We start from the raw sequence: 15564 nt of genomic DNA, 5'->3' as shown, positions 1-15564 counted from the left end.
TCTAGGTTCTTTATGCTTAAAATTTTGCCAAAATTATCTTAAAACTACCAACTTTTCAAACTTGTGGGCGCTACTGCCTCCTGAGTCGCGCACGTTGACCTTATAAACATACACTCCTTTACCAATCGGGTCGCCATAATCATCCAGACCATTCCACTCAATATTATCTACTCTATAGCCAACAGATTGCACCTGTTGTACAATGGATTTTACCAGTTTTCCGCTGACTGTGTAAATCTGTACGCTTACATCTAATACATCACAAGGTCTATTGTGCTCAAACATAAATTGTGTTCTCGTGGTGAATGGGTTTGGATAGTTAAATACATGAGTTAACGCAATTTTGGCATCAGAGGTTACAATAAACTCAGTATATTCATCAGATGAGTTGTTGTTAATGTCCCAAGCTTTGACTTTTAGCGTATGTCTTCCGTCCTTTAATTTAGTGAGCGGATACCTCACTGCTCCTTTTTGGAAATTATCCAGTTCGCTTTCGTAATAATCATTCAGTGTCAGTTTGTTTTGTTCGTTGTCATCCAGAACGGCTGTCAGGTCATGGCCTACGCCGTTGCCTACCGTATTGATCCCACTTTCATCATCAAACTTTACAAGCAAGAGAGGATTAGCATTGGTAGTTCCTCCAAAAACAAATTTTTCGTCGTTCATATAAACATTCATGCGCGGACCCAGATTATCCATCGCAACTGAATCTGCCGACCCGCCAATGGTAATGGTTTGGTTAAATCCGTGTGCATCTATATTATCTCCATTATCGGCATAGTAGCTGATTCGTCCATACCCATACTGATAGTTAATGTCTTTGGGAACGATAAAGGTAAAACTGAATTCGCCATTGGTCACGCTCGCCTTGCCTTTGAAAAGCAGACTCTTGTACATTTTAATGTTTCGCACAGGGCTTCCTCCATCATTGCTCAAGGTTGGGGTAACGTTTATTTTATCATACACCCAAGGATATATAGTTCCATTGAAGGAAGTCATTTTGACATTATTATCATCTCTGATTTCGCCCGAAACGGTCATGCGGGCAAGGGCTTTAAAGCTGTCTTGGGGCAAAACAACCGGCTTTTCATTCACCATGGTAGTGACTACATTATACCGAGGATAGTTTAGTGTTAACGCCGGATCACCAAGCAAGGTAAATTTCCGCGTGTTTGAAATATCTGTCAGCACATTATTCTTAGAAAGCATGGTCACCTCACCCAGCGTAGGCTTACGATCCATGAAATCCTGAAAGAGATACTTAAAAACCACATCGTTCAATGCTTGGTTCGCATTAGAATAGACCAAGCGCACCGTAGTGATCGAACCAATAGCGCCTCCTTTGCCATTGACAATCAACCACTCACCGGCTGTGCGCTCTGCCAAGTCGAAGGCACTGAAATCACAAGTAGCTGTGATGAATAGAGGAAGTTTGGTGGCGTTTTGGAAGTTGACGATATCGCTCATATTGAAGATACGCTCATGTGCCCAATTAGTTGGACCGCCGTGCCCCACCCAATTAATAATCAGCGCCCCGGTATTCACCCGGTTGATAATGGCGGTATTCACGTCCGGATAGCGGTCTCCGGCTGGAGTCGGCACTTGCTTAAAGGCATCGAGATATATTTTGTCATAATTGTAGGATGGGTATTTTGCGCGGGTAGCTTCTGCCAAAGCCTCGGAAGCATCCAAGTGTAGATCATTGTCTTCATCATCAGCAATGAAGGTGATGTTGTTTCTCCAAGTATTGTTACTCGCTACCTGGGCACATCCGGCGCAGAGTTTGATGGTCTTATACCCTTTGATTTTGTTGACCACATCTTGCGCTTCCGTTGCTGTTTCTACAGGGATTCGCCCGATTCCAATATCCAATTTCTGGGCAGCATTGGTGATATTACCTCCTTCATTGTCGTCTAATAATCCATAAAAATCATCAGAGGTATATGTAGCCGTTGGGTTATTTGAGTCATCACTTTGATAGGTAGGCACAAAGTTTGTTTTGCTCGCGATACGGTTCTGCGGGTCATAGGATCCATCGCCCATGAGCAATAAATAGCGAGGCATTAAAGAGGTGTCTCCGCCAGCGCGGTCATAAGGCATTTTTACAAAGTCGCGTATAGCAGAAATATCGGGTTTGCCACTTCCAAACTCATTATATATCTGGCTGGTTTTAACCACGTCTACAGTGATGTGGTCCGTGGTGCGATGATATTCGGCTAGGTCGTTGGAGGCGGCAAAGAAATCATCATGGGTTACAATTATCATATCCGGTTCGCCGATCGCATGAAGGTTTTGATTCTCCACTTTTGAAACATAGGTGGGATTGGCAAAACTTGAGGTGCTGTTTAACGAAACAAATTCTTTCAACGTTTCGGTAGGGGTGGTAAATGAAAACTGTGAGCCGTTTAGGCTGCCGGTCATTTCTACTATATTTCCAATGTCGGTAATATCCCAAACCTTCGTGGACGAACTTGCATTACTTAAAATGAAATTAGAAATATTGCCAGAGCCAACCGAAGCTACATTTCTGAAAGTCATCGCATCACCCGACAGAGAAAGTGAGCGGCTAAGATTCAATTCAAAAAAGTCGAGGTAGGCGGCCGCGCTTCCTGATGGATCAGATGGGGCACTGAAAGTATAAGTGACATTTATCTGCGAGGAATTGATGAATTGACTCCCGGTGATGGTAGAGCGATTATAAACAGGCACGTAGGTTCCCGGACTAATGCCTGCCACAAACTGAGAAGTGATTGGTGGGGTTTGACCATTGATATTGGCAATCGTTGTACTACCATTGATGCTATTAGCCGCCAATGCCGTTGTAAGTTTAACAGGAACCGTGGTGATGAGGTTGGGAAATGTAAACGAAAACGTCTTCTGATTTGAAAAGTTAGTCATCTTATCTCCCAGCCAGGTCTTACCGCTTTGCAACAGGTTAAACTCCTCACTTTCATGAAATGCTCTTTCGTTAAAATCGGTAATCGTCAAATTCGCGCTTCCTCCGTGCTGGATGGAGTCACTCGTTTTCCGGTACCGGCATCGGTAGTCAGAAAATAAAAGGTCTGAGTGGAGTATAGATTTTTCTTGTGCTCGAATAGTTGAGTAGCAGCGTTCCACGTCCATGAATCAGGTATCTGGCCAAAGAAGAGCAGATAATCATCTGCATCGAACTTGTTGTTTCCGTTGTTGTCCACTACCATCGTGGAGTTCTCGATCAAATCATCGGGGCGGTCCACCGAATTATAATCGGGTACCATGCCCCCGCCATTTCCGAATACAGCCAAAGTATTCAGATTGAAAGAGGAGGGGTCTATGTTCAGTTTTGTTCGAATAAAGTCATAGTCAATTTTGTATATGCCTTCTGTCATCACAGAAACTTTATACCAGTTACCCGAAGCCAATACCGAATTGGCGGCATAGGAACGAGTAGAGCGTTTTTCGGGCTTAGCTTTTACGTTGATCTGAAGATTGAATGACACCAATTTTTCAATAGTTCCCGTCAGCGGATTTTTTCTGAAGGGCAGGAGAGAGAGATAAACACTCGAAACCTTTTGATGATAAGACCAATCTGCTTTCACCGCTATCGAATCTTTGATGAATGTCAGGCTTTCTTTGTCCAAAGAACCAGCCGGGGCATAAACCGGGTTTAATAACTGCGCCGAAACGGTGCCGTAAGCCGACATGGGAATCATTTCTGCATATACAGGCAATAAACCAAACTCCTCCAGATGGGTTGCGTCCGTAAAAGTAGGCTGAACGATATTTTTTTCATCTAAGGTCCTGAAACTTTTAGAAGATTCGGACCATTCTATCTTTCTTTCTAAAACTTGAGCATTCACTTTTCCCAAAAGCAACGTGCCGATTAAAAACAGAATCATACTGAGTAATGATTTGGTTCTGTCTTTAAAAATAGGGTATATGGATTCCATCATTATTTTTGACGCTTAACTAAAGCGCGCAATAAAACGCAACTTTTGGAGTTATATTTCATGAACTGAAAAAATATTTTGCGAAACAAGCTCAAATATATTGCTTTTATAACCCTGCTTTTCACGACAGGTAGAAATTTATCAGCACAGGACGTCGTAATGTCCCAATATTTCTCCGCCCCCTTGCAGCTAAATCCTGCCTTGGCAGGCGTTTCTTATGGGCCACGAGCTACACTCAATTATCGCAATCAGTGGTCGGGCTTGGGCAACGGATTCAATGGTGGTTTCACTACCTACATGGCCGGATTTGACATGCACATATCACCCCTTCATGCGGGGATTGGAGTTCAGTTCACCGGTGATTTGGTGGGCAATAATATGTATGGCAGTTACAAGGCCAGCATTATTTATGCCCAACAAATCAAGCTCAACAAAAAGATGGCGCTGAAAATTGGTGTTCAGGGAAGCTATATTCATACAACGCTTCGTTGGGACAAATTATTATGGAGCGATATGATTGATCCATTGAGTGGATTCTTCAACAATGTAAACGTTCCCAACCCTACTTCTGAGCCTCCTCCGGATAAATTAGCCACTGATAAAGGTGACCTGGGAGCAGGCGTACTATTTTTTACAGAGAAACTTTATCTCGGCTTTTCCGTAAATAATCTATTAATGCACCGCCAGTCCTTTTATGAAGCCGATGATGTAATGACTCCGATGAACTTTAATGTTCACTTTGGAGCCAACCTACCTATTCGGCATAAAAAAGACCTGCGATACAATATTTGGGTATCACCCAACGTTCTATTCGTGAATCAGGGAAAATCCTTTCAAACCCAAGGAACTTTCCTGACTGGTATTAGTTTCGTGTACTTTGGATTAGGATATAGAAATGCTTTTAAAAATTCAGATGCTGTGATAGGATATTTAGGTTTCAAAAAAGGAAAATTCAGAATTGGATATAGCTATGATTATACTATTTCTCGACTGATGGGTCGTTCCGGTGGAACCCATGAGCTGTCTTTTACGTTTAATTGGACAGGGGATGATAATTCCATCAATCCGAAGAAGAACAAAGCCTTTGTGCCGTGTCCATCTATTCTAAACTTTTAGACACGTCATTTCAACTGTTAAAAAACAAAACACAAAATAAAAAGCAGATTTTTGGGACTTAAACTGAAAACTTTACTTTAGCAACCTTTTAGAATAGAAAAACCTTCAAAAACCAAATAGAAAAACCATGAAGTTTCGCCATTTGCATTTACTGTTAGCTCTGTCATTGATGATCGGAGCCTCTTCGTGCAAGAAAGAGAAATCATCCATCACCGGTTGGAATTATAACGATTCCAAGAACGGTGGATTTGAGGTAGTAGATTACAAAGGACAGGAGACCGGTCCCGGTTTGGTCTATGTACAAGGGGGAACCTTTGTAATGGGAAATACCGAACAGGATGTGATGTACGAATATCATAACGTAGCTCGTCGGGTAACTGTTAGTTCTTATTATATGGATGAAACGGAAATTGCCAACGTGCATTACCGTGAATATCTTTACTGGATGGTTCGCGTTTTCGGAAATGATTTTCCGGATGTCGTGAAAAAGGCGCTGCCTGATACTTTGGTATGGAGAGATGAATTGGCCTACAACGAGCCTTATGTAGAATATTATTTCCGCCATCCTGCGTATAACTACTATCCCGTTGTTGGTGTAAACTGGCTTCAGGCAAATGATTTCGCCACTTGGCGCTCTGACCGCGTGAACGAAAGGATCCTGATTGATAAGGGAGTATTGGCAGAAAACCCTTCTCAGGTTGGTTCTGACAATTTCAATACCGAGTCATATATGGTAGGGCAATATGAAGGTTCAGCCGGCAAGAGACCGGTGAAGGATTTGGATCCAAATGGTTCTGGTACCCGCCACGTAAGAATGGAAGACGGTATGATGCTTCCAAAATATCGTTTACCGACAGAAGCTGAGTGGGAATATGCTGCCTTGGCTTTGGTAGGCAATCAGCCTGCTAGCTCAGAAGAAAGAATCACCGACCGAAAGATTTATCCTTGGAATGGAACTTCAACCCGCTATCCTAAAACAGGGATGTGGCAGGGTGAATTTCTTGCCAACTTCAAAAGAGGTCGTGGAGATAATATGGGTATAGCCGGCAAGCTAAATGACAACGCTGACATCACCGCACCGGTTAAGTCCTACATGCCAAATGACTTTGGTTTATATAACATGGCAGGCAACGTAAACGAGTGGGTAATGGATGTGTATCGCCCTATGACCTCTGCTGATGGAGATGATTTCCGCACCTTCCGGGGTAATGAATTCAAAACTAAAGTGTTAGACGCTGACGGCAACCCGGTTGACAAAGACAGCTTGGGAAGATTGCAATATCGTGTAGTGACCGACGAGGAAAGCGCTAATCGCAGAAACTACAAAAAAGGGGAGGCAAGAAATTATCTGGACGGCGATGAAATATCCAACGTAGATTACAAGTTCGGATTTTCTTCATTGATTGATAATGATGCTCACGTTTATAAAGGCGGAAGTTGGAAAGACCGCGCTTATTTCCTTTCACCGGGAACCCGTCGCTACTTAGCTCAGGAGCAGGGTACAGATGACCTTGGTTTCCGCTGCGCGATGGATCGCGTAGGTTCTCCTTCCGGTAATTCTCAGAAGGGAGGTAAAGGAGGTAATAACTTCCCTAAAGAGAAAGGTAAAAGAAAGATGAAGGGATAGCCCCTTTAGCAAAATACTATTACAAAACCCTCGGATTTTATCCGAGGGTTTTTTTGTGTTCCTTGCAGCCCTTACCACATCCTTCCCTATTTTTACAACAGCCCTCCTGATTCTATCAATAATCTTGCCTGTTTTTGCAGCGGTTTTGGGTATTCCTGTCACAGACTTACCTATTCTTATCACAGAAATAGCTGTTTCCGTCGCTGACTTCCCTATTTCTGCGACAGACTTCCCTATTTCTGCGGCGGACTTACCTCATTCCGTCACAGACTTACCTCATTCCGTCACGGACTTCCCTCATTCTGTCGCGGACTTCCCTCATTCTGCCACGGACTTCCTCATTCTACGGACTTCATTCTGTGACAAACTTCCCTCATTCTGTGACAGAATGAGTCTAGATATTTGGGAAAACAGACTATAAAATTGTTAATTCATAGATAAACGCAAAATTTTGATGAAAAGACGATTTTTTCGCTATATTTAGATGCGCATGATTCAGAGGTTTAAAATCACAATATTATGAGATTAAATTTGAAGATATGCGAGTTATAACACACAAATGTTTTGGCAATCATTAACAGAATCGTACTTTTACTCAACAATTATGGACAGATACCCGGATAGCATAGATGAGATGTGACAAGTGATTTTGGTTTTTCCTTTAAGGAAGAACATAGTGTGTGATAGCTGAGGGGTATACAGCGGCGGTGAACTGAGAATAGATTCTTTCATCATTAAATCACATACTGATGATAGTGTTAGTTACAACCGCTTCAATGATGAGATGACATGGCAGGCGAGAAAACAGGTTTATCAATCACTGAAAGCGAATCCAAGCCTGATTGACAGCGCTGCGAATGGATGGCAATTTTATAACACTATTGAAACTACCAACATTGGTAAATTGACTCAAATGGAAGAGTTAATAGGAGAAGCTATGACGCCGGATTCGGTAATACTGGTTCAGCTAATGGTTTTTCAGGGACAGCATAGGTGCGGCCGATGGCGATGCAATCGAGCCAGCACCAGAACCCGCTTAGCCGCGGGGCGCTTTAAGAAGATAGCATTGCAACAGAGGATGATGGCGCTATATGGGGGGTGTGGCTATACGGAAGGGTGCTCGCATATGGACAACCTGCTTTATTCTCTGATGTCATATTTAATCAGCGATACAAGTACGCCTGAGGCCCCAGATTCAACTAACTATCACTTTGCTTTGAACAACCAAATTTATTTCATTGATTCGGGTGATTTGGGTTTATACAGATAGCTATGACAGCATAAATCACGTAATGGATAGCACCCGTAATGGAGAAATTTTTGCGGCATAGACAGCAATGAAGCTTATTACACCAACCATGCCTAATCGAGGGGCTATAAGGATGTCAATACCATTTACCTGAACACTCTGGCAAGAGATAATAACGCTTTTGACAGTACGCAATTGGCCCGGCTTCAGCAATTAGCTTCACGCTGTCCAATGCGGGGAGGTGAGGCGGTGTTCCGTGCGCGTGCCATGCTGGCGTTGGTAGTGGATACTTTTTATGATGATGATGCCATCTGCGTAACCGATACGCTTACATACAGTGGGAAGAAAGAAAGGGATGAACCTGAAAAGAAAACAACGGCAAAGGATATTACAGAAGAACTGGAGGTAAAACTATTTCCTAACCCTGCTATGGACTATGCATTTCTGCAAGTGAATAAGGATGTGTCGCCATTACAGCTAAAAATAACGGATGCGGTGGGCAAATTAGTATTCAACAATCATATCAGTACAATCAATGGCAGGTATAAAATCAATACTTCAGCATTCAACAGCGGCATGTATTTTATCGGGCTATATGGTTCTGATGGGAAAATATATAGCGGTAAACTGAGTATCTTTATGAAATGATAAATACGATAAGGTATTCGGTCTTTACCCTTTGCTTTTGTTTTTTGTTCTGGGAAACAGAAGCGCAGAAGCATGATTATATTTGGCTAAGTGGTTATGACGCATATCCTAATCCGGTATATAACGATTTAGATAGTTTTTATTGGGCGACAACTGTTTTGAATTTTAATTATGACCCTGTCGGAGTTAGTATCGATTCTTCTTCGATGAGTTTCGATAGGACAAATACAAGTTACTCTAACGATGAGGGAGTTTTGCTGTTTTATACCAATGGGATTTTCATTGCTAATGCATTGAATGATACAATTGAGGGTAGCGATAGCCTGAATGCAGGTTGGTTTCAATATGTATGGTCCCCTGTCATGCAGGAGTTAGGATATAGGAATGAACAAGGAATATTGGCCCTTCAGGATTTGGCAAATCCCAACGGATTTTATCTTCTTCATTCTTTTAATGATCGAGTATTTTTTCCCGGCGGATACTATACCCCAAAAATTTTGATTACGTATCTTGACATGTCGGCCAATAATGGACATGGAAAAGTGTTGTACAAAAATCAGCCTGTAATAGACAATATTTTAGGTCCCGTACTTGACAATAATTTAGGCTCTGAGTTAGCCGCCACAAGGCACGGCAACGGCAGAGATTGGTGGGTTTTAGTACAGAAAAGAAATTCAAATTGTTACTATCGGATATTGATAGACCAAACCGGGCCGCACATATATTCCGATACCGTGTGTGTAGGGTCTGTAATGTACGAAAATGATTATGGGGCTGTTTGCTTCTCACCAGATGGCAGCAAGTATGTTTACGTGAGCTATAATACCGGAATAAATATTTATGATTTCGACCGGTGCAGTAGTACGTTACAATCATGTAAACATTCCTTTGCCTATCTTGTCGGACTCAGGTTGAGGGAGGAAGAGGAGCTCCACTTCACCTAATAACGTTACCTGTATGTTCTATTACCAAGCACCTTTTATCAATATGACCTATGGAGTCTGACGTTGCTTCCAGCATAGATACCATAGGCATTTATGACGGTTTTCATACTCCACGATGGTCGGTTTTTCAGAGTTTGTTTCATACGGCCCAGATAGCCCCGAACGGTAAGATATATATCAGTTGTGGTAACAGTATAGATTACTATCATGTGATAAATGAACCGGATAAGAAAGGGGATTCATGCCATTTTGTACAGCGAGGGCTTAGATTACCAAGCCAAAGTTTGGGGGTTCCAAGTTTTCCTAATTACCGGTTAGGCAAATTGGCGGCAAGTGAGTGTGATACTATCACCAGTTTAAGGAAAGAAGCAGAAGCAAGGGGAGAGAATACTGAAAATATTTCCCAACCCCTGCAACAACAGATGTAACTATTGATTATGGCTTTACGGATTGGAGTAAAGGCAGAGAGGTAACAATGGAGATAGTGAATGAGTTGGGGCAGGTAGTGCATCGGCAAATACTGCCGCAGTACAGTGGCTTTCAAAGGGTAAATGTTACTTCTTATCCTTCGGGCATCTACATTACCTATATCAAACGCAACAACCAAATCATTGCAACCAGCAAGTTTGCAAAGCAGTAAGCCAAATTTTTTCCTTTTCGGCCTCTGTGGATAATTTTTATTTCCCTGCCTGCCAAGGGTCATAAAATTCAAAACATTAAATGCACTAAATATGCAGCCATTCCAATCAGGACGAAATGAATCAGATAGAGATATACGAAACGCCAGATAATCAAACACATGTGGAGGTGAGATTTGAGGAAGAAACGGTCTGGCTGTCCCTTAACCATATTGCCCTGTTATTCGACCGGGATAAGTCTGTAATTTCAAGGCACTTAAAAAACATCTATAAGGAGGGGGAGTTAGAGGAAGCCGGAACTGTTGCAAAAAATGCAATAGTTCAAATAGAAGCAGGCAGAGAAGTGAAGAGAGACATTGAATTCTATAATCTTGATGCTGTAATATCTGTTGGTTATCGGGTTAATTCCAAGCGAGGGATTCAATTTCGTCAATGGGCCACTCAGCGCCTCAAAGATTATTTGGTGAATGGTTACGCCATCAACAAAAAACGCCTAGAGGATTTGGGCAAAATGGTTCAACTCATTGAACAATCAGGCAAAGCCGAAGCGCTGCAATTGCAGGAAGCCAAAGGATTGCTCGAAATCCTGAGCCATTACACCAGAAGTTTTGTGCTACTCAATCAGTATGACAGCCAAAAACTGCAACCCGGCAAGTTGAACGAAACTATCACCTATGAAATAGAGTATTCGGAAGCCAAAAGTGCTGTAGCCGAGTTGAAAAAACAGTTGATGGCGAAAAAGGAGGCAACGGTTCTATTCGGTAACGAAAAAGATGAAGGGTTTAAAAGCTCTCTGGGTAATATCGTACAAACCTTTGGAGGACAGTATCTATATCCGAGCATAGAAGAACAGGCGGCACACTTGTTGTACTTCATTATCAAAAACCACTCTTTCAATGATGGCAATAAACGGATTGGTGCCTTTTTATTTGTTTGGTTTTTGGAGAAAAATAAACATCGCTTCAAGAGCAATGGAGAATTAAAAATCAATGACAATGGACTTACAGCCATCGCACTTCTGGTAGCACAGAGCAGCCCTGATGATAAGGAAATCATCATACAGTTGATCATTGCTTTGATTGCAGACAGTAGGTAAAAAGCCCTTTCCCGGCCCTTGTGGATAATTTTTATCCCCCTGCCTGCCAAGGCGAACAAGAAGCAGAACATTACGTTTACAACAGTGCGCAGGATTATGCAGGTAAAAAAGGATTGGTTCAAATGAGATGGATGGATAGAATATTTTTTAGGATAGCTGAAAGCTGTTTCCCTAAATGGCGTAGGCACTGTTCGCAACACGATAATCTGTGGCTAAGACCACCACCAGTTCTACACCAAACGCTGCGCCATGAATGGCTGTTTATAACACCATGCTTCAGCGTGGTGAAAGTCCGGCTCTTACTAAATGGTTTTAGCCATGATAATTGACAATGGGTAATAAGTTTTTGAATCCTTATAGTCTGTGCCGTCGCCCAGAGGAGCGCAGCAGCGAAACTTGGCTCTGCGCCAGCATCTAAGAATATTTCGGAAACTATTAATGAAGTGTCTTAGAGGCTGTTTGGATTTCTGTATAAAAAAAGTGTATCGCACAGAGTCACGGAGCATCACGGAGAAAATACCTCTGTGTTCTCCGTGCCTCCGTGCGACATATCAGATTCATAACAAATTCGGTTGTTCAAATCCAAACAGCTTCTTAATCCCAAAAACAATAACCGTTTTCGGCAATCATTTTATCAGCAATATCGCGGCGGATTTGTTTGCCGTTTACGAGGTCATATTTCGTAAATCGTTTTAAACCCATCATCATGATGCGAAGTTCGTCGCCTTCGGCAAAAGCAGAAAGCGCCCGTCTGCCATTGACGTAAATCCGGTCCATGGCATCGAAGAAGAAGCAGCGCACCATGTCAATGTATATCTGCGATGCTTCGCGTCCGTTCATCGCCACCAATTTTTCTGCGCGGTGCATGGCCGATTCCATAGTATAAATATCAATCAGTACGTCAGCGGCATTCATAATAATCTCCTGCTCTTTGGCTAAGTGAACCGTGAGTTTCTGAAAGGCTCCACCCGCTACGAGAATGAAAGTTTTCTTGGCATTCAATAATGCTTTCTTTTCTGCTGAAAATATATCCTCCGAATCGGGCGACGACATTTCAGGAACGCTCATCAACTCCTTTTGGATAGCCATCGCGGGTTTCATCAGGTCTAAACTTCCCTTCACTGCTCGCTTCAAAAGCATATCCACCGAAAGCAACCGATTGATTTCGTTCGTTCCTTCATAAATCCGGTTAATCCGAGCATCTCGATAGGCGCGAGCCATCGGATATTCTTCAATGAATCCATAGCCGCCATAAGTTTGCAGACATTCATCAATTACAAAGTCAAGCACCTCACTGCCCAGCACTTTCAACAAGGCACACTCAATAGCATATTCCTCGGCACCACCGGTTAGCACCTCGGTCATCGAAGCACCGGATGCGCGGAGTTCATTCTCTCTTTCTTCAATCAACCCGGCTGTGCGAAAGGCTGCCGCCTCAGCCGTCCAGGTGCGAATAGCTATTTCTCCCAGTTTATGTTTAATCGCTCCAAAATTAGAGATCGGTGTTTTAAATTGCTGTCGTTCATTGGCATATTTCACGGTAGTATCAATAGCGCGTTTACATCCACCCAAAGTGCCGATGCCCAATTTAAAACGCCCGACATTCAAAATTTGAAAAGCAATTTTATGTCCTTTTCCAATTTCGCCCAGCAGATTCTCTTTCGGCACTTTGACGTTCTGAAAAAATACTTGTCGCGTAGAAGAGGCTTTGATACCCATCTTCTTTTCTTCTTCGCCCAAACTAACACCTTCAAATTTCTTTTCGACAATAAAAGCGCTGAACTTCAGACCATCTACCTGCGCAAAGACAATGAAGATGTCTGCAAAACCTGCATTAGTAATGAATATCTTTTGACCATTGAGGATGTAATGAGTTCCATCAGGACTCAGGTCTGCTCTGGTTTTAGCACCCAAGGCATCTGAACCGGAACCGGGCTCGGTCAAACAGTAAGATGCTTTCAATTCACCGGTAGCTAATTTGGGCAGGTATTTTTGACGCTGCTCTTCTGTGCCATAATATAGAATGGGCAAAGTACCGATACCGGTTTGAGCGCCAAACGAAACTGAAAATCCATGAGCGCCGCCAAACACCTCGCTGATATAGGCGGAAGTGATGAACGGAACTCCAGAACCGCCATATTGTTCCGGTACGGTAAGGCCGAGCAATCCTAACTGTCCGGCAATTTCTAATTTCTTTTCTGTGAGTCCCGGTTCGCGGGCATCCAGTCTATCTAAAGCCGGATCTATTTCATTTTTTATAAAGTCCTTAGCCGCCTGACGAATCATTTGCTGCTCTTCGGTAGCTTGCTCGGGGATATATACATCCGCCGCTTGCGATTGGTGGATGATAAATTCCCCACCTTTTAAATATGGCATAATAGCTCTGTTTGATTATGGTACAAGGATAAAACAGGGGAAGGTGGATTTACACTGATAAAATCTATCTGTGTTAATCCGTCAAAATCCATCTCATCCGTGTTCCATTCTTATTATTAGAAACAATATTGATTTTCAGCCGTCAGCTTGTCGGCAATTCTTCTACGAGCTGCGGTAGTATTATAAACGTCATATTTTGTAAAACGTTTCAATCCCATCAACATTATTCTGAGTGTATCGCCATCGTTGAAGGCTACCAGAGCGTGTTTGCCGGAGAGATTTATTTTTTCCAGAGAGTCAGAAAGAAATGTTTTCATCAAGTCTATTTCAAGGGTGCAGGCATCTTTACCTTTTATGCCTACTAATTTTTCTACTCGCAGCAATACCGACTCACAATAAAACAATTGAATCAGCATATCCGAAATATCCATGATGATTTCTTGTTCCTTTTCTAAGTCTTGCATAAACTTTTGCACCGCCGCTCCGGCAGTCATCAGGATAGCTTTCTTGGCATTTTGTACGGCGCGCTTTTCAGAAGCAAAAAAGTCTTCCGAGTCACCACTGCCAAAATCTGGAACGCTCATCAATTCTTTTTGAACTTCCCAAGCCGGACCGACTAAATCCAGTTCACCTTTCAAAGCTTTTTTCACCATCATGCCCACAGAAAGCAGACGGTTGATTTCGTTGGTCCCTTCAAATATACGGCTGATGCGTGCATCGCGATAGGCACGGGCAGCAGGGTACTCTTCACTGAATCCGCTTCCTCCAAATATTTGAACGGTTTCATCCACTATGTAATCAATCATTTCCGAATTAAACACTTTGAGCATGGCGCACTCGATGGAATACTCTTCTGCCACTTTCATTTTGGCTTGGATTTTATCCGTGCCTTTAGACACTAAGTCCAGAGCCATATCGTTCAGCAAACCAGCAATGCGATAAGTAGCTGATTCGGCAGCAAATATTTTAACCGCCATCTCTGCCAATTTGAAACGTATTGCCCCAAACGAAGCAATCGGAACGCCGAACTGAATTCTTTCGTTTGCATATTTTATAGAGATGGTACAAGCTTCTTTCGATCCGCCTAAGTTCAAAACACCGAGCTTATACCGACCGATATTCAAGGCGCTGAAAGCAATCTTGTGCCCTTTACCAATTTCTCCCAACACATTTTCAACCGGAACCTTTACATCAGTAAAAAATACTTGTCGAGTAGAAGATCCTTTGATACCGAGCTTTTCTTCTTCAGCACCTAAGGAGATTCCCTCCGATTTTGCATCCACCAAAAAGGCAGTGAATTTTTCTCCATCTACTTTTGCAAAAACGGTAAACACATCAGCAAATCCGGCATTGGTAATCCACATTTTTTGACCGTTCATAATGTAGTGCTTCCCATCCGCAGAAAGCACTGCCTTCGTTTTGGCTCCAAGCGCATCGCTACCTGCCCCGGTTCGGTCAAACAATAGGCAGCCTTGATAGAACCATTACCCAAGCCGGGCAAGTATTTTTTTCTCTGTTCATCCGTGCCAAAATACATCACCGGTAACGTGCCGATACCGGTGTGCGCCGCATAAGCAGCGGAAAATGAATACCCGGCACCGATTTCTTCGTTAATCATACTATCCGTAATGATATCTACGCCTAATCCACCATACTCTTCAGGGATAGATGCGGATAGAAAACCCAATTCGGCTGCCTCTTTGAGCAATTCCAGCATCAGACCTGACTCCTGCTTGTCTAATTTTGGAAGATTGGGCAATATCCGATTATCCATAAAATCGGCAACGGTTTGTGCGAACATCTTTTGCTCCTCCGTGATTTCATCTTTGATATAGATATCATTAGATGAAGTTGGCTTAATGATGAATTCACCCCCTTTGAGAGTTGATTTTTGCTGTGTGGCTTGCATAGTTAGAGTATATAATAGTTAGTAGATAGTAT

General features: G+C 42.6%; 12 protein-coding genes and 1 pseudogene. 9 read left to right on the top strand and 4 right to left on the bottom strand.

Translation table 11 applies throughout. The annotated features are described in order from the left end of the window. Positions 1–33: 33 nt before the first annotated feature. Together porU and IPP77_09555 are read right to left on the bottom strand one after the other, a co-directional pair. The gene (porU, locus tag IPP77_09560) at positions 34–2988 is read right to left on the bottom strand and encodes a type IX secretion system sortase PorU (protein MBL0309900.1); all 2955 of its coding nucleotides are present in this window, start codon (positions 2986–2988) and stop codon (positions 34–36) included. Continuing rightward, positions 2985–3932: a hypothetical protein gene (locus IPP77_09555; protein MBL0309899.1), complete on the bottom strand. Its 948-nt coding sequence runs from the start codon at positions 3930–3932 to the stop codon at positions 2985–2987. The genes porU and IPP77_09555 overlap by 4 nt, the downstream gene beginning before the upstream one ends. Positions 3933–4007: 75 nt before the next feature. On the opposite strand from IPP77_09555, the gene IPP77_09550 reads away from it, so the two are divergent. From IPP77_09550 to IPP77_09510, 9 genes are all read left to right on the top strand, one after another. After that, a complete protein-coding gene (locus IPP77_09550) occupies positions 4008–5045 on the top strand; it encodes a PorP/SprF family type IX secretion system membrane protein (GenBank protein MBL0309898.1) in 1038 nt (345 codons plus the stop codon). Between the two features lie 127 nt (positions 5046–5172). Continuing rightward, positions 5173–6672, top strand: a complete 1500-nt coding sequence (locus IPP77_09545; protein ID MBL0309897.1) for an SUMF1/EgtB/PvdO family nonheme iron enzyme — start codon at positions 5173–5175, stop codon at positions 6670–6672. A gap of 124 nt (positions 6673–6796) precedes the next feature. Further along, positions 6797–7093 (top strand): hypothetical protein, encoded by a 297-nt coding sequence (locus IPP77_09540; protein MBL0309896.1) that lies wholly within the window; start codon positions 6797–6799, stop codon positions 7091–7093. Between the two features lie 363 nt (positions 7094–7456). After that, the gene (locus IPP77_09535; protein MBL0309895.1) at positions 7457–7942 is read left to right on the top strand and encodes a hypothetical protein; all 486 of its coding nucleotides are present in this window, start codon (positions 7457–7459) and stop codon (positions 7940–7942) included. A 210-nt stretch (positions 7943–8152) separates the two neighbouring features. Next, on the top strand, positions 8153–8569 hold the full coding sequence (locus tag IPP77_09530) for a T9SS type A sorting domain-containing protein (protein MBL0309894.1): 417 nt from the start codon (positions 8153–8155) through the stop codon (positions 8567–8569). Next, positions 8566–9513 (top strand): hypothetical protein, encoded by a 948-nt coding sequence (locus tag IPP77_09525; protein ID MBL0309893.1) that lies wholly within the window; start codon positions 8566–8568, stop codon positions 9511–9513. Before IPP77_09530 ends, IPP77_09525 begins: the two co-directional genes overlap by 4 nt. Before the next feature lie 50 nt (positions 9514–9563). After that, the gene (locus tag IPP77_09520; protein MBL0309892.1) at positions 9564–9941 is read left to right on the top strand and encodes a hypothetical protein; all 378 of its coding nucleotides are present in this window, start codon (positions 9564–9566) and stop codon (positions 9939–9941) included. A 2-nt stretch (positions 9942–9943) separates the two neighbouring features. Further along, a complete protein-coding gene (locus IPP77_09515; GenBank protein MBL0309891.1) occupies positions 9944–10153 on the top strand; it encodes a T9SS type A sorting domain-containing protein in 210 nt (69 codons plus the stop codon). A 116-nt stretch (positions 10154–10269) separates the two neighbouring features. After that, on the top strand, positions 10270–11247 hold the full coding sequence (locus IPP77_09510) for a virulence protein RhuM/Fic/DOC family protein (GenBank protein MBL0309890.1): 978 nt from the start codon (positions 10270–10272) through the stop codon (positions 11245–11247). A 594-nt stretch (positions 11248–11841) separates the two neighbouring features. On the opposite strand, the gene IPP77_09505 is transcribed toward IPP77_09510, so the two are convergent. Next, complete coding sequence (locus tag IPP77_09505; protein MBL0309889.1) at positions 11842–13623, bottom strand: acyl-CoA dehydrogenase family protein; 1782 nt, start codon at positions 13621–13623, stop codon at positions 11842–11844. A 116-nt stretch (positions 13624–13739) separates the two neighbouring features. Beyond that, positions 13740–15532: pseudogene (locus IPP77_09500) on the bottom strand (acyl-CoA dehydrogenase family protein). Between the last annotated feature and the right edge of the window lie 32 nt (positions 15533–15564).

The organism is Bacteroidota bacterium (genome assembly GCA_016722375.1).
GTDB lineage: Bacteria > Bacteroidota > Bacteroidia > Chitinophagales > LD1 > Bog-950.
This window is presented reverse-complemented; position numbering and strand designations above follow the sequence as displayed.